Source organism: Bradyrhizobium sp. CCBAU 45384, assembly GCF_028128665.1.
GTDB lineage: Bacteria > Pseudomonadota > Alphaproteobacteria > Rhizobiales > Xanthobacteraceae > Bradyrhizobium > Bradyrhizobium manausense.
Map to the genome: position 1 here is coordinate 119400 of NZ_LBIZ01000116.1, position 20014 is coordinate 139413.

A 20014-nucleotide genomic window follows, 5' to 3' on the forward strand; every position below is an offset into this window, starting at 1 on the left:
TAAAGCGCGATGACGATTCAGCTTAATCTCATCGCGCTTTAGTCGGGCGTCAGCCGAGCCTGCAGTGAGCTACTCAGCGCTGCGCTTCCAGGCGCCGGTGCCGAGCTTGCCTGTAATAACGGCGAGCGCGTCGTGAATCTCATAGGCGCCGCCATCGCTGTAGCCTGACAGGCCCCTGGTTGCGTGCAGGGTCCAGCGGCCGTTCGCGGCCGTGATCGTGCCTTCATGCGCACGCGCCGAGCGCTGCGGCTCGGCATGGAATCTGTAGGTGCCGTCGCTCATGATCTGCCAGATCCAGCGCGACTGGCCGCGGCCGCTCGACACCATGATCTCCCAGGTGCCGACCAGCGCAGGATCGATCACAGGCGACGTCGGTGCGGGGGACACCGCCGCCGGAAGCGGGCTCGGCGGCGGTGCTTGCCCGCTACCATCAGCAGGCCGGCCGGCGAGATAGATCGCCTTGCGCGACAGCGAGCCATAGACGAACGGTTGCTGTGCGTTGCGCGTCGCCTCCATCACGTCGTCGCGGACGTTGCGGAACATGAAGGTGACCTCGACGCCCGGCGCCTCGATGTTGCGCAGCAGCGCCGCCGCAAACGGGCTGTTGCGCGCATCGCCATCGAGCGCCGTGGTGCCGTCGCGCGCGGCATAGGCGACGAGCACGTTGCCGACGGGCTCGATGCGGCCGAGCCCGCTCACGGGAGCTGCGCGCGTCGCGATCGACCTGTTCATCTTGGCCGCAAACGGATTGTTGCGGCAGGCGTCGAGAATGACGAGACCGAGGCTCGTGGTGCTCGACACCTGCAACATCACGCTTTGCAGATTGATGGCTTCATTTGCCGCGTCCGTGTCCCGCTTCAGCTCGGCATCAACGGGGATCAGCCAGTTCTCGCCATTGATCTCCATGCCGTGGCCGGCGAAATACACCGCCGCCATGTCGGCGCCGGCGGCCTCGCGCCCCAGCGCGATCAGGCCGCGCCGCATCTCGTCGAAGCTCGCATTCGTTGCCAGGGAGACCGTGAAGCCAAGCCGCCTCAGCGCCGCGGCGATGTCGTTCGCATCATTCGGCGGATTGAGCAGCGCGGGCACATTCCTGTAGGCGCCATTGCCGATGACGAGTGCGACGCGCTTTGCTTCAGCGGCTTCAGCCAAAGGCGCTACGTTCGCGAATGCTGACGCCGCAGCCAATCCTGAGACGAATTCGCGCCGGTTCATCCTGATCTCGCTGGATCGAATCCGTTTCGATCCTAGCGCATCCGGCCCAAGGGGGCCACGGGGCCGCCTCTCAGTTCGCCGCCAGCGCGGTCTTGGCGACTTCGGCCATCCAGCCCGATGCCACCGGGAGAATCGCGTCGTTGAAATCATAGCGCGGACCGTGCAGCTCGGCGCCGTCGCGCAGGGGCCCGTTGCCGATCCACACGAACGCGCCGGGCCGTTGCGCGAGGTAGTGGGCGAAATCCTCGCCGGCCATGCTCGGCGCGAGATCGCGCCGCACGGGCGCCCCCACCTTGTCCGCGGCCATGCGCGCAAGGCCCGCTTCCGCCGGCGAGTTGATCGTCACGCCGACCCCCATGACAATGTCGGGCGTCACCTTGACGTCAAAACTCGTGGCGATGCCGGCGCAGATCTCGGCGATCCGCGCCAGAATGATGTCCTTCACGCCATTGCGATGATGCCGCAGCGTGCCGCGGATCGTGACTTTCCCCGCGATCTGGTTGGGCGCAGTGCCGCCCTCGATGGTCGACAGCGAGAGCACGGCAGTGTCGAGCGGATCGATGCTGCGCGAGACGATCGACTGCATTGCCACGATCAGATGGCCGGCGGCCATGACGGGATCGCGGGTGAGATGCGGCATGCCGGCGTGGCCCGCATGGCCCTCGATGGTGATGGTGACGCGTCCGCCCGAGGCCATGACCGCGCCGTCATGCACCGCGATGGTTCCGGCCTCGAGACCCGGCCAGTTGTGGAAGCCGAACACGCGCTGCATCGGGAAGCGCTCGAACAGCCCGGCCGCGACCATCGCGCGCGAGCCGCCAAACCCTTCCTCGGCCGGCTGGAAGATGAAATCGACGGTGCCGCTCCAGCTGGTGTCGGCGGCGAGCAGCGCGGCCGCGCCGAGCAACGAGGCGGTGTGCCCGTCATGGCCGCAGGCATGCATCACGCCCGGATGTTTCGAGGCGTAGCTGAGCCCCGTATCCTCGGTGATCGGCAGCGCGTCCATGTCGGCGCGCAGGCCGACGCGCCTCTCGGCCGATCCGCGCGTCAGCGTCGCGACGATGCCGTGGCCGCCGATGCCTGACACGAAGGGAATGCCGAGCTCGGTGAGCCGCTCCCGCACGAAGGCGGCGGTCGCCTTTTCCTGGAGGGATAGCTCGGGATGGGCATGCAGATGCTGGCGCCACGCGGTCAGTTTTTGATGCAGCTCGGGGGTCAAAATGCGGCTCTCTCTGATGGTGTCAGCTGTCACCACTCTAGTCGATTATCCGCACTTCGCATCAAGCCCGTTGGAATGCCTCGCGTGCAGCAACGCGTTCCTACGCCTCCAGCTTCGCCAGCCCGGTCCAGTCGAAGCCGATGCCGTGGCCCGGGCGGTCCGGCGCCAGCGCCTTGCCGTCCTCGAGCACCAGCGGATGCTCGATATATTTGTCCAGCCCGAAACCGTGCGCCTCGAGGTAAGAGCGGTTCGGGCAGGCCGCGAGCAGATGCACGGTGACGTCGTGCGCGCCGTGGCTGGTGACGGGCAAATTGAAGGCCTCCGCCAGCCGCGCGATCTTCATGAAGGCGGAAACGCCGCCGCAATTGGTGACGTCGGGTTCGGGATAGGACACCGCGCCTGCCACGATGTAGTTCTTGAACTCCCACAGCGAGCGCAGATTCTCGCCCGCCGCGATCGGCACGCCGCCGGCCTGCATGATGCGCGCGTGGCCTGCGACGTCGTCGGGAATGACAGGCTCCTCGAGCCAGGTGAGGTCGTAAGGCACCAAGGCGCGGGCGGCGCGGATCGCCTCCTCCACCGTCCATTTCATGTTGGCGTCCGCCATCAGCGCAAAGCCGTCGCCGAGATGCTGTCGCATCGCCGCGACGCGCGCGACGTCGGATTTGAGATCGGGCCGGCCCACCTTCATCTTGATGGCGCGAAAGCCCTTGGCGAGATTGCCGTCGGTCTGCTTGAGCAGCGCCTCGACCGAGAGATCGAGGTCGATGCCGCCGGCGTAGCACGGCACGCGTGCATCGAAGCCGCCGAGCAGCTGATACAGCGGCAAATTCGCGCGCCGCGCCTTCAGGTCCCAGAGCGCAATGTCCAGCGCGGACAGCGCCAGCACCGTCGGCCCGCCGCGCCCGCCATAATGCAGGCCCCACCAGACGTGGTGCCAGATCGCCTCGGTGTCCTCGGCCTCGCGCCCCCCGACCAGCGGCGGAATCTCGCGCTTGAGGATATCGGCGATGGCGCCGCCATTGCGGCCGACCGTGTAGGTGTAGCCGACACCCTCCGCGCCATCGGCATCGCGGATGCGGCAGGTGATCAGCTCGAACGCCGTCATGTCGCCATGGGTGGAATCGGACAGCGTGACGGGGAGGGGAATCCGGTAGAGTCCGGTCTCGATATCAGCGATGCGCGGCATGTGGCCTCCCTGTTTTTTTCTTTTGTAGGGTGGGTTAGCCGAAGGCGTAACCCACCACTTCTGTCTCTGCGGTGACAAACAGCGGTGGGTTACGCCCTGCAGATGCTCTTCGCGAATCTGCAGCGCTAACCCACCCTACGGATCTCTCTAGCGCGTCGTCGCCAGCTGCACGGCCAGCGCACAGGCCCGGTCGTATTCGTCCAGGTTGATCCACTCGTCGATCGTGTGCGCCTCGTTCTGGCCGGCGCCGAACGTCACGGTCGGAATGCCGTGGCGGACCATCCAGTTGGCATCCAGGCCGCCATTGGCGGCGCGGACGTTGGGCGTGCCGCCGACGGCAGACACGGCCTCGATCGCGCGCTTCACCACCGGCAGGTTCTCCTTCATGCGGAACGGATAATAGTCGGTCTCGGCCTTGAACTTGACCTTGCCGGACTTGCCCTGCGCATTGGTCACCTTCTTGGCGGCCTGCTCGAACGCGGCCTTGTAGGCCTTGGTGATCTCCTTGAAGAATCTTCCGTCATGGCTGCGGCATTCGCCGCGCACATGCACATAGTCGGTGACGACGTTGGTGGCATCGCCCGCAGGTCGGCCCTCGCCGCCGGTGACCGGGCCGACATTGCTGGTGCCCATCCGCGCGCTCGCGCCCTTGCCTTTCACCACCTTGCCGAACCAGCCGCCGGCCTTCACCTCGGCAAGCGCCAGCGCCATGATCATGGTCGCGGAGATGCCGCGTTCCGGCGCGACGCCGGCATGCGAGGCGCGGCCGAAGATCTCGACGGTCCAGCGGTCGGCGCCGACAGCGCCGATCACGACATTGGAGGCCGAGCCGCCGTCATAGTTGAACGCCATCACCGGCGAGCCGAGCTCGTCGAGCTTGACGTGGCGCGCGCCATAGAGCCCGCTCTCCTCGCGCACGCAGAACAACAGCGTGATCGGCGGATGATCGAGCTTCTGCTTCTCGAGCTCGGCCGCCAGGGTCACCAGCACGCCGCAGCCGCATCTGTTGTCGCCGCCGAGCGCGGTCCTGGCCTCGTTGACGATCTTGCGCCCGGATTTCTTCGGTTTGGCGCCGGCGCAGAGCGGCACCGTGTCCATATGCGTCATGAACATGATGCGCGGCTGGTTGTGCAGCGCGCCGCGGCCGGGCAGGTCGACGATGAGGTTGCCGGTTTCGGTCGGCACGGGAATGCGCGTGTTGGCGTCGTCGAGCCGGATCGCCTTGGCAGGCACGCCGACCTCCTTCAGCGCAGCGGTGAGCTCACGCCCGATCGCCGCCTCCTGTCCGGTGACGCCTTCCACGGAAAGGAAGCGCATGAGACGGTCGGTGGCGGCTTTGGTGTCGACAGGCATGAACTGAATTCCCTTGAGATGCGAAGCGCCTAACTTACGAATGCTCCGAGGTGTAAGTCAAAAAGATCATCACGCCGATGAACAGCATCGCGGCCATGAACAGCAGCACTGCCGGCAGTCCCGCGACCGCCGCGACGGCGCCTGACATCGACTGCATCAGCGCGGTGCCGAGGAAGAAGGCGAGGTTCACTGCCGCCAGCGCCTTGCCCGCGACTTGCGCGTCGACCAGCTGCCGGCACATGCCGAACAGCAGCGGCTGGGCGGAGGTCGCGAGCCCGATCAGCACGAACAGCACGAGATCATATTGCGGCGGCATGACCTCAACGCCGAACAGCCATGCCACCGCATAATGCGGCGCGCCGAGCGCCATCAGCGCCACCAGCGTCGCCGCGAGACTGTGCGTGCCGGCCACCAGCTCGCGGCGGCGGCCGACCTTGCGGTCGAGCATGCCCATCAGCAGGGGGCCCGCGATCATCGCCAGCGTGTAGGCGCCGAGCTGGTTGCCGGCCTCGACCCGCGACAGGCCCTTGACCTGCATCAGCCACGGCCCGCCCCACAATCCGCGCAGCACCAGCGAGGTCGCCAGCGACACCAATGCCAGCGCGATCAATCCGCGCAACGGCCGCGACAGACCGAGCCTGAGCACCTCGATCATCTGCGCCAGCGGCGACGAATCGTCCTTGTGCTCGGCCGGCTGGTTCGGCACCAGCACCAACACCGCGAGCGCCACCGCGATGCCGCCGGCTGCGGCGACCCAGAACCCGGCGCGCCAGCCGTAAGTGTCGACCACGAAGGCGAGCGGGCTCGCCGACAGCAGCATGCCGATATTGCCGATCGACAGGATCGCGCCCGACCACAGCCCGAAGCGCGCTGCCGACAATTGCTTGGCAGCCAGCGTCATCGGGCACATCAGCATGCCCGACGTGGCGACGCCCAGCAGCAATTGCCCGAACGCAAAACTCTCAGGTCCCGTCGCCAAGCCCGACGCGATCGCGCCGACCACGGTTCCCGCAAGCAGGCTCAGCGACACCGGCCGCACGCCAAAACGGTCCATCGCCGCGCCCACCGGGATCTGCGAGGCCGCAAACGCAAAATGATAGACGGAGGTGAGGCTCGCCAGCGCCTGCGGTTGCACATGAAAATCCGCCGCCATCAGATCGAGGCTGAGCGCGGGAATGGTGCGCAGCAGCGTGGACAGCATGTGCCCGCAGGCCAGCGCCACCAGCGCAAAGATCAGCGAGCGAGTGCCGTGCCTCGCGTCGTCATTGGCAATCGCATCCATCAGCGTTCCGTCCCGGCAAGGTTTTTGTCGGGTTACATGATCGGAGAGGGCATGCCAATGCCGCGAGGGGGCAGCTTATCGCATGGCCCGCCAGCGGTGGCGGCACGACGCGCCGGCGCCGCGCTCGATTGGAGCGTGCGCGTGATGCCGCAATCGATGATAAGCATGTGGTGGGAATGTCATCTCGATCAGGGGGCAAAAGTGATCGCAAGGCTCGGACGGATCGTTCTTCTCGGTGCATTCGCGGCGTTCGCCATGTTTGGCACCGCTCACGCTGCAACCGTCGTCGCCCTTGGCGCCAGCAACACGTTTGGCAAGGGCGTCTCGCGCAGCCAGGCCTATCCCGCACAGCTGGAAGCGCTGCTCCGTGCGAGGGGGCTTAACGTCCGCGTCATCAATGCCGGCATCAACGGTGACACCACGGGAGGCATGCTGGCCCGGCTCGATCGCGTCGTTCCCAAGGGAACGAGTGTGGTGATCCTCCAGCCCGGCGGAAACGACCGGAGAAAGCTGGCCGCCGACAACACGCCCGAAATCCAGAGCCGGCTCGGCGCGATGGGAGTCAAGGTGGTCATGCTGCCGAACGGGATGCTGCACGGACTGCCGCATCAACCCGACGGGCAGCATCTTACGCCCGAGGGCTATCACATGCTGGCCGAGCAGCTGGCCGGCCAGGTCGCCGCGGCGCTGGGCAAATAGATCGTCTGTTGAGATCAAGGAGCTCAAGTCTGAACGGCTAGGCCGTTCGACTTGAGCGAAGCTCGGCTCGTTGCTGGTCGTCGCCGTTCAAGGCTTCGGAGCCGTTTGCATCTCGTGCCCCGGGCTGAAGCTGGATGCGCCCGGCTGCCCGGAGGGCGTGCCTGAAGTCGCCGCCTGCATCTCATGTCCCGGGCTGAAGCTGGATGCGCCCGGCTGTCCGGAGGGCGGGTTTGAAGTCGTCACCTGCATCTCATGTCCCGGGCTGAAGCTGGATGCGCCCGGCTGCCCGGAGGGCGGGTTTGAAGTCGCCGCCTGCATCTCATGTCCCGGGCTGAAGCTGGATGCGCCCGGATGCCCGGAGGGCGTGCTTGAAGTCGCTGCCTGCATCTCATGTCCCGGGCTGAAGCTGGATGCCCCCGGATGCCCGGATGGCGGGCTTGAAGTTGCCGCCTTCATTTCGTGTCCTGGGCTGAAGCTGGATGCGCCGGAATGCCCGGCATGGCCTGGTGAACCGTGATGTCCGGTATGCGAGTGCGAGCTCGAAAACACCGCTGAAAACGCCGCCTGTATTGCGTGCCCTAGGTGTCCCGGGCTGAAGCCTGAAGCGCCGTGATTCGTTCCATGCGAGTGCGAGCTCGAAGACGCTGCTTGCATCGCGTGCCCTGGAGCTGACGCCGAACTGCCGTGGCCGACTCCTCCCACTCCGCCATGCCCTGCACCCACGCCGCCGCCATGTCCCCCACCCATGCCAACGCCGGCTCCGACGCCGCCGCCGCCGCCAACTCCCCCTCCGCCGCCGCCACCACCGCCACCACCGCCACCACCGCCACCGCCGCCACCACCCCCACCACCGCCTCCAGCGAGCAGCGGTCCAGACGTTGCGATCAACAAGGCCGGTATGGCGGTTATTGCAAGCAGCTTGGCGAGCTTCGTCACGATGATCTCCTCTTCGCCATCAATTCCGCGCGGCTAACCCAGGGCAACACGACGCGCCTCGATGGTGTTTGAAAGTCGAGCGCTCGATCGAATGTTCCGCACAAAGGGTGACTGATTAAGGCGAGCAGGTGCGCACGCCATTTCTGGCGCGGACTGTTACCCGAACGGCACATATTTCACTCCGTTCAGGAGTGCTCGGGGCATTGCTCTCCTCCGGCGAGCATTGCGCACAGGTAAAGCAGGCGGCGAGGGGCCCGCAGGTACCTCCTGATCGCGGGCGGCCGGTGATTCTCTTTGGCCGCGCGTTAACGTGAGCACGGCGCAACAAAGCGGACGCGTTAGACCGGAAGTTGCCGGCCCATTCCTTACACCGGGTGCTTGTGCCTCATAGCGGAATCCAGGTGTGAAATCCGGTGACTTGCACCGTTTGTCCATAGAAGCCGCTGTCCTCGAGCGCGGTCTCGAAGGTGCCCTCGATGCGGCCCTCTGCATCGCTGATGATGCGCAACATCGAGCCGAATTGATTTCGCCAAGCACCAACCCATGACGTGCCGACCCGTGATGCCATACCTGATCTCCCGAAGTCACTTGCCCGGCGCGATGCGCAGCCGGTGCAATCGATGCAGCTCCTTTGCGGCATCCTGCATCAGCCCGCGCGCCGCCTCGTGTTCCTGGCCGACGATGAAGCCCGAGGCGAAAGCCTGGGCGCGCCGGTTCGCCGGCGGGGCGTTCAGCGCGGCGTCTGTTGCCAGCTCGCGATGCGCCATGAAGTCGTTGAGCGATCCCAGCGCGGATTGAATCCGCTTCAGCCGGGACGAAAGCTCTGCGAGCTCGTTCTGGTCACGCTTGCGGTAGAGGCTCCCGAAGAAGTCGATGGCATAGCGGATCTTCTTGATCCTGATGCGCAGCTTGTGGCGCTGTTCGGGAGCGAGCTCGCCGAGCCGTTTGCCCTGCTTGCGCGCCTTGTCGATGCGCCCGCCAAGCACCTGCGCTGCGTAGGCAGGGATCCCCAGGTCATCATCGGGGCGGGGGCGCATGGTCTCAATCCATTCGACTGCGTCAATCAGCAGACGGCGGTAGCGCGCCGACCCAACCGCCTCGCCGGCGCGGCTGAACGCCGCCTTCCGCTCTGCGGAGAATTTCTTGCGGAGCGCGCGTGCACCGCGCTTTGGAATGCCCCGATCGGTGATCGGTCGAACGCTCTCGCTCACGAACACGTCGATCTCGCGCGCCGGGCCAAGCTCGCCCGTGAGCCATTTGAGCTCGGCCTTGATCCGCGCCGTCCGCGTGCGCGGCAGGACATCGGCAAACAGCGAGATCGCCGCCCGCAGCCGCCGCAGGCCCACCCGCATCTGGTGGACCCCTTCCGAATCCATCTTCCGCACCGGATCGGCATTCGCCGTGATCTGCCGCAGCGTCGAATGCGCGATGGCGCGGAATGCATCGAGGGCCGACATCGCGTGATCGAGCCGGATCGGCTCGGCATGTTGTGCGCCGTCGCGCACGCCCGTGGCAAGCCGGTAGCCCCGTTCGGCCTTCGAGCGTAGATCGAGCTCGGCATCGGTTTTGCGCGCGATGGTTCGCGCCATCTGGAACAGGTTGCCGACACGGCCGGATTTCAGTTCCAGCTCGAGCTCGGCGATCGGCTGCGCGCGGCGCCTGGCGCCGATCCGGCCGCGGTCGACCGCAAGCTCGATCCGACTGTTTCTGAGACGTCGCGCCTGCGCGACGCGATGAACAATCGTTTGAAAAACCGGCCTCAGCTTGCGAGAAAGCTTCTTGCTCGCGAGCCTGTCGAGCGGCGTATCTCTTGTCTTCTCGAGATCGGGCTTTTCGCCGGCGACGTCCTGTTCCCACTCGCCGCGGGTGACGCCTCCCGCTCCGCCCGCCTTCACGGTCTGGACGCAGTGGCCCTCGACCTTGCGCACGCGAAGCGTGAGGCCGTGCCGCCGCAGCTTGTGCTTGCTCGTGTCGTAATAGGTCGAAACGAGCGTCTTTTCCGACCGGTCGCTGCGCCGGCCGCCGCGCAGGACCGACGACAGTTTGCGGGGCGCAACGCGGAATTTCAGTTCCGTTTCGGCATTCATCGGCAATGCCTCCGTTGCGGGATTCAAAGTGGCGCAGGAACGAGAAGTTCCGCGAAGCGGCCGCGAAGTGCAGGTCATTCAGCGTGGTGGAACTGAAGTTGTTGTCGTGGAAACTTCAGGGAATAGCGCGGCGTGGTGTCAGCGACCGTTGAGAGCGAGAGCTCTGTCGAAGCAGGCTCCCATGGGCCCGTGCATCTCAGTGCCATCCCGGTCTCGATGCATCTCACTCGGCCGTCGGGATCAACCATTTCCGGAAGAATGCCAGCACGTCGGCGTTGAACTCGGCATGGAATGCGCCCCGGTCGAAGCCGGGCGCATCCGCGCAGAGTTCGGGCCGCTCCTTGACCAGCGCCGGCGGACACAGGAAGAACGCGAAATGCCCGGCGTTCGGAACGACGCGATATTCGTGTCGGGCCGGAAGGTTTGCCTCCACAGCGCCGACATCGTGGGGCAGCACGCCGTCTCCACCCCGTTCCGATGCCCAGAGTTGAACCGGCGCCTTGAGCGGCGCCAAACTCTCGGCAGAGAAGAAGATGGCCAGAGGATCGGCGAGCACCGCGGCCTTGATCCGCGGATCGTGCGTGAGGGGCTGCGAAGGATATGTCCTGCCGAGGATCTGTTGGCAGAACAGCGACTGCCCTCGGCGGCAATAGTTCGTGGCCGCTCCGGTCCAATCCGGATTGGCGCCGAGCAGCACAAGTCCGGTATAGCCGCCGCGCGAGAAGCCGAAGAAGCCGATTCTGTCTTGATCGATTCTCGCTGCGAACGGCGATGTCCCGATCATGAAGTCGATCAGGCGCTTGATGTCGGTGGGCCGCTCGACGAAGACCGAGAGATCGCCGGAACGGCCTGGATCCAGCGCGGTATCGCCTGGGTGATTGATAGCTGCAACGACGAAGCCGTTGTCGGCGAGCGCCTCGGCGGTGTCGCGATTGCCGAGAAGCGAGGCGCGCCGTCCATGGGAAGCGGCGATCAGCGGCAGGTGGTCCCCTGCGAGCGGGCAATTCTTCACCCCTGGCAGGACGAAGATGTCGATACGAATCTCTCCCGGCGGTTCGGCGCAGGGATACCAGACCATGCCGTGAATCGCCGGACCATCGGCGTCAGCGGGAATATCGATCGATCGCAGGCCGGCAGCCTGCGCCAACGTCGATATGAGGCAGAAGCCGATGGCGGCGAGGAATCTGCAAGCGTTGACGGAAGCGGACATCGACGTCTCCTTCGTGTTGCGCAGGGCTGCTTGACTCGCGAAAGTCCTACGGCATCCGCTTGATCTCGCCGGAGCCCGACACGTGCGAATTGATCCGCGCCACGTTGCCGTGCAGCTTCACGACGGCACTGCCGGAGACCGAGATATCGGCATCCTGGCGTGGCGCGAGGTCGACGTCGCCGCTGCCGTGGATTTTCGCGCTGGCTTGTTCGGTGATCAGTCCGCCGAGATTGGCGCGGCTGGAGCCGGCGGATTCGAGCGACACCTCGTTGGCCGTTCCGCTGGCGGTTATGGTGCTGCTGCCGCTCATGACGACGCGCAGCATGTCCTGCTTGACATCGGCGAGCTTGAGGTTCGTGCTGCCCGACATGTTCACGCTGGTCTTTTGCGCGACGAGCCGGCCGAAATCGGCTCGGCCCGAGCCGGCGGCATCGAACCACAACACCTTGGCTTCGCCGCTTGCCGTCACCGTGGTGCTGCCGTGCACGGCGACGCGCAGCGCATCCTGCTTGATGTCGGAGAGGGTCAGTTCGCCCGAGCCGTTCAGCGTCCAGGCCGTGACCGCAGGGCCGGAGAGCTGGACGACGAGATCGCTCGCCGGAAAGCAATCGACCAGGCGGTCCCACTCCACCGTGTCCCATTCCAGCGTGCCGTCGCGCAGGCGCACATGGCTGACCAGCTCGGCATCGCCGTTGACGCTGGCCTGTGGCTTCGGGCCGGGCTGATAATGCACTTGCGCCGGAATTCTGATCTTGACGGCATCGCTGCCGGCCCATGCGAGATCGACGGTGCGGCGCTCGCTTGCGCCGGCCGGTTTCGCCGCAGCACAGCTTCGCAACGTTCCTGCCCAGGATCGGTGATCGCCGTCCATCCATTCCGTTGCGGAGGTCAGAACCGCGATGACCCCGCACGCCGCCGCAATGCCCAGCGACAACATTGCGATCCCTAACAGACGTCTGCGCATGGCGCACCTCCTATCAAGTCGGATCTTGTTCTGGCTTGAGCAGCCGGTAGTGCAGCCGGGCGTAATTCCCGAGCAACTTCACGGCGCCGTCGAGTGCCAGCAGCAGGAGTGCGCCGCATCCGACGCTGGCCGAGATCAGCCCGATCCCGGCCACCGCGCGCAGCAGCATCGCGGCGATCGAGGCAAAGTGCCCGATCTTCACGAGGCTCAGCAGCAATCCGAGCCCGACGATGCCGAGCGCGAAGACGACGAGGCCGATCACCAGCATGATCAGGGCTACGGCGAACAGCAGCGGCAGCAGGAACAGAATATCGACGGTGGCCAGTCCCCCCAGCGCGAGCAGGGCGGCGGCGGAGTTGCCCGGCGTGCGGTGATTTTCCCAATGACGCAGCCCGGTCTCGGCGCGCAGCTCGCGCGCCAGCCGCCTGGGGTCGCCGAGCGCGGCTGCCACATCGGCCTCGCTTCGCCCGGCTGCCTCGGCCTCGTCGAAATAGGACATGTAGTCGGCAAGGATGTCGTCGATCTCCCGCGCTGGAAGTCCGGCGAGCCCGTCATTGAGGACAGTCAAGAAGGCGACGCGGTTCATTCAGCGTTCTCCCAGCAACTGGTTGACGGCATCCGTGAACGTCCGCCACTCGCGCTTCTGCGCCGCGAAGGCAGCGCGGCCGGCGGGGGTGAGCCGATAATATTTGCGAGGCGGGCCGCTGTTCGATTCGGCGAGGCGCGTATCGACGAGCCCGTCGTCCTGCATGCGCCGCATCAGCGGGTAGATCGTTCCTTCTCCCATGCCGACGCCGGAAGCGAGCGCGCTGGCAATCTCATAGGCATAGCTTTCGCCGCGCGCCAACAGCGCCAGCACGCACAGTTCGAGTGCACCTTTCTTGAGCTGGACTTGGTTCTGTTCGGTCATGGCAGCTGCGCGGTTGGCCGTGGGGACAACATATTGCAAGGTACCTTTTAATGCAAGGTACATCTCTATAAAAGGTAGCGCCCGGCTGTCGCGAGCGCGGCCGGCGCGATCACGTTTGCTGGAGGGAAGAGAATAATGCGGCTGTCGTTTGCGGATGACGAGAGAGCAATCGCGTGTGGATTTCAGGAGGATTGTCTGCGGGCTTGCTCCGCCTCTCCCGCTTGCGGGAGAGGCCGACACGCCCGGGCGATGCGAAGCATCGTCCCGCGCGTGGCGGGTGAGGGTTCTTTCCTCTTGGGGATCGTCCCGTTGTGGAGACACCCTCTCCCCAACCCTCTCAGCGCGAGCGAAGCTCGTCGCGGCCGCAAGCGGGGCGAGGGAGCCGACTGCCGATGCCGCCGCATCGTACAACCATATGGGATAGCCCTGCGCCCCAGGCGGAGGGTTTCGTTGACGCGCTACAAATCCTACGAGCTGCGAACCATCGACTATTGCCCGGCTTCCGCCAGCAGCGTTGTCGCATAGACCGGCTTGGTGAGGAACCTCGCACCAGGCGGCAGGCGACGCGGCAGCGGATGGCCCGAGATCACGATGATCCGCATGTCGGCGTCCTGCTGCTGGGCGAGGTAGGCCAGGTCCACGCCATCCATCTTGCCGACCAGATTGATGTCGGTGACCATCAGGGTGGGGTGCCGTGCCTTCAGCGCCAGCGCCGCGGTCTCGGCATCCTCGCACTGAAGCACCTCGAAATTGCTCTCTTCGAGCAGCAGCGCCAGCATCTCGCGTTGAATGTCGTCATCTTCGACGACGAGCGCGGTCGGCCTGATCGGCTTTGATTGGCCCATGACGCACCTCATGTTTTAACATTTGTTAATCGCGGAGGAGGGAATCTGTTCCCTCCGTACTGCATCCGGCTTCGCCCTCGTCCGGGCTGCAAATTGTGTCCGAACGCGCGAGCAATTTGCGCAGCAGATCCTCAGCTTCCTGCAGCACGGTACGAACGAGCTGCCGCTCCTCGATCGCCTCGCTGGTGAAGTAGCCGTGCTTGAGGGCATTGCTGTTTCCATCAGGCGCGCCGGATCCCCATGCGCCGCCGTGCATGCGGCAGCGCATCCTGCCGCGCAGCGCCGGCGCGCGGCAGGCGTCACCATTGCGTGTTTGCGCGCCGCAACGCCGGCTCGTTCGCATCGCGCAGGTGTTGCGGGCGTGGCTCATGCGGGGAGGGCCGCCGCGTCCACAAAGCCGGGCTGCGCGGCGATCAGGTTCGTGTGCTGCGTGAAGTTGCCGACGACGGCCTTGCCGCCGTCCTGAACCGAGAGATTCTGCACCGTGATCGCACAGGCGCCGTTGCTGCGGTGACGGTTCAGCGCCTCGATCTGCGCGGCGAAGGTGCGTGACAGCCGGGTCAGGGCGCGCGTGAGGCTCTCCTGCTGCTGCACATCGTCGGTGCAGGCGAGGCGACAGGCGCAGCGCATGGTCGCGACCTGAATGCTCACCATCTGCGCCGCCAGCATGGATTCGAGCGAATCCCTCGGCGCGATGCTCTTCAGTGTCGAGACCATGAAGGCGAGGTTGCCTTGGTCGGGCTTGCGCGCGACGACGCTGGCCTTCACCAGCTGGCTCAACAGTCCATGCAGCGCGTCGCGGTCGGCGGCGCCGAGCGCCTCGGCCAGCAGCGCTTCGCCGGCCTTCGTATCAGGGTGTTCGATCACGATGCGCCTGCGACGGAGCCTGACCTTCGGGGTTGCGATGATCGCGGCGCGATCGCTGGCTGCGATGGCCGTCGTTTCGGCAGATGTCAGGGATGTGGTCATGAGATGTGTCCTTTGCCGGCGCAGGCGCGCGGCCTCGCTGCAAGCGAAGCCGATCGCGCGTCTACTGATGCGGCGGTTGAGATTTTTCAGGTGGTGATGAGACGTTGTCGCGCAGCCGGGTCGAGCGCGCCGCCTCGTTGGGCGGAGCTGGACAGAGCCTGATAGCGCGATGATGCCACCATACTCCTGTTTTGCCCGACGGGTCAAAGTGATTTTCTGAAATTCAGCAGTCGCCGACGTGCAAGGCCCTGATCTGGCGGGGGCCGGCTACTGTGCATGGGGTTGTTTTCGACAGGCGCGGATGCCGGCGCTTGTCGATGGCCTCCGCAAGGTTCCGTGCCGATGAAGCGCCCGGGCCTCGTCCGGGAAAAACTGGAACCTCGCTTCTGAGCGCAGGTTAATAGCCAACAATTGTCAGGACCAAAGGGAGAGAACCATGATCCGCCTGCTGGCAACCACCGCATTGGGACTTGTGCTGGCGAACGCTGCCTTTGCGCAAGCGCCGAACACGAACACGACCTCGCAGCAATCCGCACCATCGCAAGACAAATCCGCGACGCCCTCCACCACCACGCCATCAGGGACGGCTCAGTCGCAGCAGACCACCTCGCAGCCGCAGCAGCCCTCGACGTCGGGACCGTCGGCACAGAATAACCAGAGCACCGCACCATCTTCCGCATCCCCCGGTTCCGGGACCAACGCGGCCAACAACACGGATACATCGTCACGGCCGCAGACCGGTACGGCGAACTCGAGCCCGACCAATCCGCCCGCGAGCCAGCAAAGCGCCAATCCGCCTGCGACGAACACCAACCAGGCACAGGATCGCAGTCAGCCGCCCGCCAACACCAACAACCAGGCGCAGCAGGCGCCGAGCGCGACCGGAACCAACCAGGCTCAGCAGGCGCCGACCAACAACCAGGCTCAGCAGGCGCCGAGCAGCAACCAGGCGCAGGGCGCGCGCACCGACACCAATTCGCAGATGGCTGCCCGAACCGACGTCAAGCTCGACCGGCAGCAGGAGACCAAGATCAGCGCCTCGATCTCGCACCTGAACGTGCGGCCGCTGACCAACGTGAATTTCTCGCTGAACGTCGGCACGGTGGTGCCGCGCGACGTGCAGCTGGCGACGCTGCCGCCTGACGTCGTGGAGATCGTGCCGCAATATCGCGGCTACAGCTTTGCGCTGGTCAAGGACGAGATCGTCATCGTCGATCCCGCCACCTACAAGATCGTAACGGTGCTGCCGTACTCAGGGCAATCCACCGCGACGACGACAACGACGACGCGCGAGCGCAGCGCCAGCAAGTTCTCGGATAGGGATCGCGAGGTCATCCGCAAGCATGTCAAGGCGCGCCCCGAGCGGAGCGAAGTGCGGACCACCGGCAGCACCGCGCGCACCGAGATCCATGTCGGCGATCGCGTTCCTGACAGTGTCGAGGTCGAGGAGTTCCCGAGCACGGTCTACCAGGACGCGCCGGGTCTGCGGGACTACCGCTACATCCATCGCGACACGCGGACCTATGTCGTCGAGCCTCGCGAGCGTCGCGTGATCGAGGAGGTCGAGTAGCCGCCGCAGGAAGCCGCTCCATCGAGCGGCTTCCTGATCTATGCCATCAGCCCGAGGAGCGCTCGCGCGCCGCCACGCGGACGGCGTGGGCCTTCGCCCCCTTCGCTCCACCCTTGGCGCGGGCCGCGATCATGCTGCGCGCCTTGCCGCGGGCCGCGCCGCCCTTGCGGAGCAGGGACGCGAGATGCTTGCGGGCGCGATTGGCCGCGAGGCGCGCCGCCAGCTGCTCGGCCTTGCGAACGATGCTGGCCGTCGAGGGCGTGAGGCTCGCGGGCACCCAGGCAACGTCCCTGATCTTGGAGAGGCTGCCGACGCCCTCGCACGGCGCCTCGCGCGGCAGGTCGATCCGAATCGCCAGCGCATCCGAACGCTCGATCCAGTCTTCGGCTTTGGTGCCGGTGATGATGCGGACATAGTCGCGCGTCTCGCGCGGCAGCTCGCTCTCCCTGGCGAGCCATTTCTGGATACGGCCGGGGCCGGCGTTGTAGGCGGCTGCGGCGAGGCCGAGATTGCCGAAATCGTCGCGGAGCTTGCGCAGGAATCTTGCCGATGCGGGCAGCGCCTTCATGGGATCGAAGGGATCGTCGAGCCCGACCTCGGCGGCGGTCTCCGGCATGAATTGCGCAACGCCTTGCGCCCCGGCTTGGCTGACCTCGTTGGATTTGAATCGGCTCTCCTGCCAGAGCAGGCGGGCAAAGAACGGCACGGGAATGCCGCTCTCCTCCGCCGCTTGCTTCAGCGCGCGGCAGAATTGTTCAGTCGGAGACGGCGGAGTCTCCGCGGCACCTTCGACACCGGGCTCCGGCTCGATCGTCTCCTCGTAGGACGCGCGCGCATTGGCAAGTTCAATTGCCTGCACGCTGGCGAGGAAGAGGTCGACGAGGGGCACCAGGGAAGGCGCGCGATCGGACTTCGGCGTGGCCTGGTCGACATGTGAGATTTGCCATGTCGGCTCCGGGCTGACGTCGCACATCAGAAGCAGGAACGCAGCGCAAGCCGCGACGAGAAATCGCATCTCGGTAAGAGTCCTCGAACTGTGGGGAACGACCAGCGAGCGCTGGTGACAAGGACTTCTTAACCGTAATTGCGGCGAAGCTGCGATTCCGAAAGACCACCGGTGTTAGTACGGTGTTCCCGTCGCAGGAACGCCGGCGGCCGCTTCCTGCCGTTCCACAGCAGCTCAGGATCAGCCGGCGATGAAGGCGATCAGGGTGCCATTGGCCTTGGCCGGGGGCACGACGATTGCCGCTCCGCTGCGGACGCCTGCCGGGCCGAGTGCCTTCTCGGTCGCCGCGAGATCGCCGCTGATGAGCACCAGCGCGGCGCCGCCGCGCCCGGAGAGGCCAGCGAGCGGCACGCCGGGATAGCGCTTGCCGAGCTGCTCCAGCGTCAGATAGACGAAGTCGGCGCGGTCGCCGCCTGAGGGCACTGTCACTGCGCCGTCGGCCCCTGCCTTCGGCTCGCGATCGATCAGCCGCGCCAGATGAGCGGCTTCCGCTGCGGGCTCGGGCGCCGCGATCAGCACCTGGCTGATCCGCTTCGCCGCGTTGGCGTGCTTCATCAGCTCGGGAATCCACACCGTCTCGCGGGTCTTGTGCTGACAGGCGAAGATGCGCACGCCGCCGGGCGCTTCGGCGGTCGGCCACATGAAGGTGCGGAATTTGGCGGCCGAGACCGTGCCATCAGGCAGTGTCACCGGCCGCTCGAAATCGGTCGGGCCAACAGGCGTGAAGCCGCGTGCGCGGATTTCCTCGGCACCTTCTGTGGAATCGATCGCGGTGAAGGCGATGCGCTCGATGCCTTCACCCTGTCGCTCGACAAAGGCGCGCGCCGGCGCATTGTGCTCGGTTGCGACCAGCACGCCGAGCAGCTCCATATAATCGGGGTCGAACATGATGGTGTAGTTGCCGGTGCCCATATGCGCGCTGTGGGTGCCCCGCGGCGACAGCGTGAAGCCAAGCTGGCGATAGTTCTCGGCAGCCTTGTCGAGGTCCTTCACCATGACCACGGCGTGGTCGATACCGATGACGTTCTTGAGGGCCACTGTGATTTCCCCGGCAATTGCGAACTGACCTTGGACGGCCTGCGGCCGCCAGTCCTGTCTACGCCGGATAAGCGCCCAAGTCATTTTCAAATCGAGGGGAGATCCGGATTTTCATTCCGCGAAACGCGGCATCGACGCGTTGTGATCAGTGATGCTGCTCGCCGATATAGGCGGCGAGGACGGCGCGCTCCTCGCTGGTCATTTCCGTGATATTGCCCGGCGGCATCGCGTTGGACCAGGCCGCGACGCGCCCGATCAGGCGGATGTTGCGATGGATGTGCTCGGGTGCGTCGAGCAGGATGCCCTTCGGCGCGGTGACGATGCCGGCCCAGACCGGCTCGGCAGCATGGCACATGCTGCAGCGGGACATCACGATCTCCTCGACATTGGCGAGTGTCGGCTGCGTCGACAGCGCGCCGGTCTTGACCTCGCGCGGCCCAGCTGCGGAGAGAAAAAGGATCGCGATCGCGCCAACTGCCGCCACGCCCCATACCCACCACGGCGATTTGCGTCCGGCATGTCCCTCGTTGAAGAAGTGGCGGATCACCGGTCCGAGCGCCAGCACGATCGCGACGATGATCCAGTTGAAGCGCGTGGCGTAGAGCAGGGGATAGTGATTGCTGATCATCAGCACGACGACCGGCAGGGTCAGATAGTTGTTGTGGACCGAGCGCTCCTTGCTGGCCTTGCCGAGCTTCGGATCGGGCGCCTTGCCTGCGATCAGGCTAGCCACGATCTTCTTCTGGTTCGGAATGATCACCGCGAAGACGTTGGCGACCATGATGGTGCCGATCAGCGCGCCGATCTGGTTGAAGGCGCCGCGTCCGCTGAGCACATGCGTGAAGGCGTAGGTCAGCGCGACCAGGAACAGATAGCCGCCGATGGCGAAGGGCAGCTCGCGCTGCGCAAGCCCGGAGCGGCAGGCGGCCTCGTAAAGCAGCCACGCCAGTGCGAGGCTGCCGAAGCTGAACAGCCCGGCCTGGAAAGGCGTGAGATCGAGGATCGACTTGTCGACCAGGAACAGGTCGGCGTCGAGATAATACACCACCACCATCAGCGCGAAGCCGGACAGCCAGGTGGTGTAGGCCTCCCATTTGAACCAGGTCAGTTCGTCCGGCATCTGGGCGGGAGCCACCAGATACTTCATGATCCGGTAGAAGCCGCCGCCATGGACCTGCCAGGCCTCGCCCTGCAAACCGTCAGGCAAATCGCTCCTGGGCTTGAGACTGAGATCGAGGGCGATGAAATAGAACGAGCTGCCGATCCAGGCGATCGCGGCCACCACGTGCAGCCAGCGCAGCAGCAGGCCCGCCCATTCCGATACGATCGATCCCCACATGATCACCCCATCAATCGCGACACCGATGCCGCAGCTTTGATGACCGCAACCTGCGGCCGTGCCCTTACAATCTGTTGCACCGATCCGCACCGTTTTCCAGTACGATGGATCACACCATCTGCACATCGTGCGGGCATGAGCTGACGTGGGATTTGGCAGGTAAGTCCGGGAGGAAGGTGGCGT

21 protein-coding genes are annotated in these 20014 nt (G+C 65.6%); 4 read left to right on the forward strand and 17 right to left on the reverse strand.

Annotated features, from left to right (window positions below):
- Window positions 1–69: 69 nt before the first annotated feature.
- The 5 genes from XH80_RS30105 to XH80_RS30125 all read right to left on the reverse strand — a co-directional run bounded on the left by XH80_RS30105 (window position 70) and on the right by XH80_RS30125 (window position 6258).
- Entirely contained in the window at window positions 70–1215 is a 1146-nt protein-coding gene (locus XH80_RS30105) for a caspase family protein (protein WP_271601714.1), read from the reverse strand.
- Between the two features lie 70 nt (window positions 1216–1285).
- Window positions 1286–2434, reverse strand: a complete 1149-nt coding sequence (locus XH80_RS30110) for an amidohydrolase (RefSeq protein WP_271601957.1) — start codon at window positions 2432–2434, stop codon at window positions 1286–1288.
- 100 nt (window positions 2435–2534) lie between these two features.
- On the reverse strand, window positions 2535–3623 hold the full coding sequence (locus tag XH80_RS30115) for a mandelate racemase/muconate lactonizing enzyme family protein (protein WP_271601715.1): 1089 nt from the start codon (window positions 3621–3623) through the stop codon (window positions 2535–2537).
- 147 nt (window positions 3624–3770) lie between these two features.
- Entirely contained in the window at window positions 3771–4976 is a 1206-nt protein-coding gene (locus XH80_RS30120) for a M20/M25/M40 family metallo-hydrolase (RefSeq protein WP_271601716.1), read from the reverse strand.
- A gap of 34 nt (window positions 4977–5010) precedes the next feature.
- Window positions 5011–6258, reverse strand: coding sequence for an MFS transporter (locus XH80_RS30125; protein ID WP_271601717.1), 1248 nt, complete (start codon window positions 6256–6258; stop codon window positions 5011–5013).
- 51 nt (window positions 6259–6309) lie between these two features.
- Between XH80_RS30125 and XH80_RS30130 the strand changes: the two genes are divergently transcribed.
- The 3 genes from XH80_RS30130 to XH80_RS30140 all read left to right on the forward strand — a co-directional run bounded on the left by XH80_RS30130 (window position 6310) and on the right by XH80_RS30140 (window position 7965).
- Window positions 6310–6957 (forward strand): GDSL-type esterase/lipase family protein, encoded by a 648-nt coding sequence (locus tag XH80_RS30130; protein WP_333968880.1) that lies wholly within the window; start codon window positions 6310–6312, stop codon window positions 6955–6957.
- Between the two features lie 70 nt (window positions 6958–7027).
- Window positions 7028–7474 (forward strand): hypothetical protein, encoded by a 447-nt coding sequence (locus XH80_RS30135; protein ID WP_271601718.1) that lies wholly within the window; start codon window positions 7028–7030, stop codon window positions 7472–7474.
- Between the two features lie 215 nt (window positions 7475–7689).
- Window positions 7690–7965: a hypothetical protein gene (locus tag XH80_RS30140; RefSeq protein ID WP_271601719.1), complete on the forward strand. Its 276-nt coding sequence runs from the start codon at window positions 7690–7692 to the stop codon at window positions 7963–7965.
- Between the two features lie 313 nt (window positions 7966–8278).
- Here the strand turns inward: XH80_RS30140 and XH80_RS30145 are convergent, their stop codons facing one another.
- The 9 genes from XH80_RS30145 to XH80_RS30185 form a co-directional block, all read right to left on the reverse strand.
- Complete coding sequence (locus tag XH80_RS30145) at window positions 8279–8461, reverse strand: avidin/streptavidin family protein (protein ID WP_271601720.1); 183 nt, start codon at window positions 8459–8461, stop codon at window positions 8279–8281.
- Between the two features lie 16 nt (window positions 8462–8477).
- Window positions 8478–9980 carry a CYTH and CHAD domain-containing protein gene (locus XH80_RS30150; RefSeq protein WP_271601721.1) on the reverse strand — a complete coding sequence of 501 codons (1503 nt, stop codon included), beginning with the start codon at window positions 9978–9980 and terminating at the stop codon, window positions 8478–8480.
- A gap of 223 nt (window positions 9981–10203) precedes the next feature.
- Window positions 10204–11190 (reverse strand): alpha/beta hydrolase family protein, encoded by a 987-nt coding sequence (locus tag XH80_RS30155; RefSeq protein ID WP_271601722.1) that lies wholly within the window; start codon window positions 11188–11190, stop codon window positions 10204–10206.
- A 46-nt stretch (window positions 11191–11236) separates the two neighbouring features.
- Window positions 11237–12154 (reverse strand): GIN domain-containing protein, encoded by a 918-nt coding sequence (locus XH80_RS30160; RefSeq protein ID WP_271601723.1) that lies wholly within the window; start codon window positions 12152–12154, stop codon window positions 11237–11239.
- Between the two features lie 13 nt (window positions 12155–12167).
- Window positions 12168–12740 carry a DUF1700 domain-containing protein gene (locus XH80_RS30165; protein WP_271601724.1) on the reverse strand — a complete coding sequence of 191 codons (573 nt, stop codon included), beginning with the start codon at window positions 12738–12740 and terminating at the stop codon, window positions 12168–12170.
- Window positions 12741–13064 carry a PadR family transcriptional regulator gene (locus XH80_RS30170; protein WP_220000671.1) on the reverse strand — a complete coding sequence of 108 codons (324 nt, stop codon included), beginning with the start codon at window positions 13062–13064 and terminating at the stop codon, window positions 12741–12743.
- Window positions 13065–13552: 488 nt separating this feature from the next.
- Complete coding sequence (locus XH80_RS30175) at window positions 13553–13909, reverse strand: response regulator (protein ID WP_271601725.1); 357 nt, start codon at window positions 13907–13909, stop codon at window positions 13553–13555.
- A gap of 25 nt (window positions 13910–13934) precedes the next feature.
- Window positions 13935–14279, reverse strand: coding sequence for an HGGxSTG domain-containing protein (locus tag XH80_RS30180; RefSeq protein WP_271601726.1), 345 nt, complete (start codon window positions 14277–14279; stop codon window positions 13935–13937).
- A complete protein-coding gene (locus XH80_RS30185) occupies window positions 14276–14878 on the reverse strand; it encodes a hypothetical protein (RefSeq protein ID WP_271601727.1) in 603 nt (200 codons plus the stop codon). The genes XH80_RS30180 and XH80_RS30185 overlap by 4 nt, the downstream gene beginning before the upstream one ends.
- 436 nt (window positions 14879–15314) lie before the next feature.
- On the opposite strand from XH80_RS30185, the gene XH80_RS30190 reads away from it, so the two are divergent.
- Complete coding sequence (locus XH80_RS30190; RefSeq protein WP_271601728.1) at window positions 15315–16448, forward strand: DUF1236 domain-containing protein; 1134 nt, start codon at window positions 15315–15317, stop codon at window positions 16446–16448.
- 46 nt (window positions 16449–16494) lie between these two features.
- On the opposite strand, the gene XH80_RS30195 is transcribed toward XH80_RS30190, so the two are convergent.
- From XH80_RS30195 to XH80_RS30205, 3 genes are all read right to left on the reverse strand, one after another.
- Window positions 16495–17463 (reverse strand): lytic transglycosylase domain-containing protein, encoded by a 969-nt coding sequence (locus XH80_RS30195; RefSeq protein ID WP_271601729.1) that lies wholly within the window; start codon window positions 17461–17463, stop codon window positions 16495–16497.
- Between the two features lie 171 nt (window positions 17464–17634).
- The gene (locus tag XH80_RS30200) at window positions 17635–18492 is read right to left on the reverse strand and encodes a VOC family protein (protein WP_271601730.1); all 858 of its coding nucleotides are present in this window, start codon (window positions 18490–18492) and stop codon (window positions 17635–17637) included.
- Window positions 18493–18637: 145 nt separating this feature from the next.
- Window positions 18638–19831, reverse strand: a complete 1194-nt coding sequence (locus tag XH80_RS30205; protein ID WP_271601731.1) for a urate hydroxylase PuuD — start codon at window positions 19829–19831, stop codon at window positions 18638–18640.
- Window positions 19832–20014: the final 183 nt, after the last annotated feature.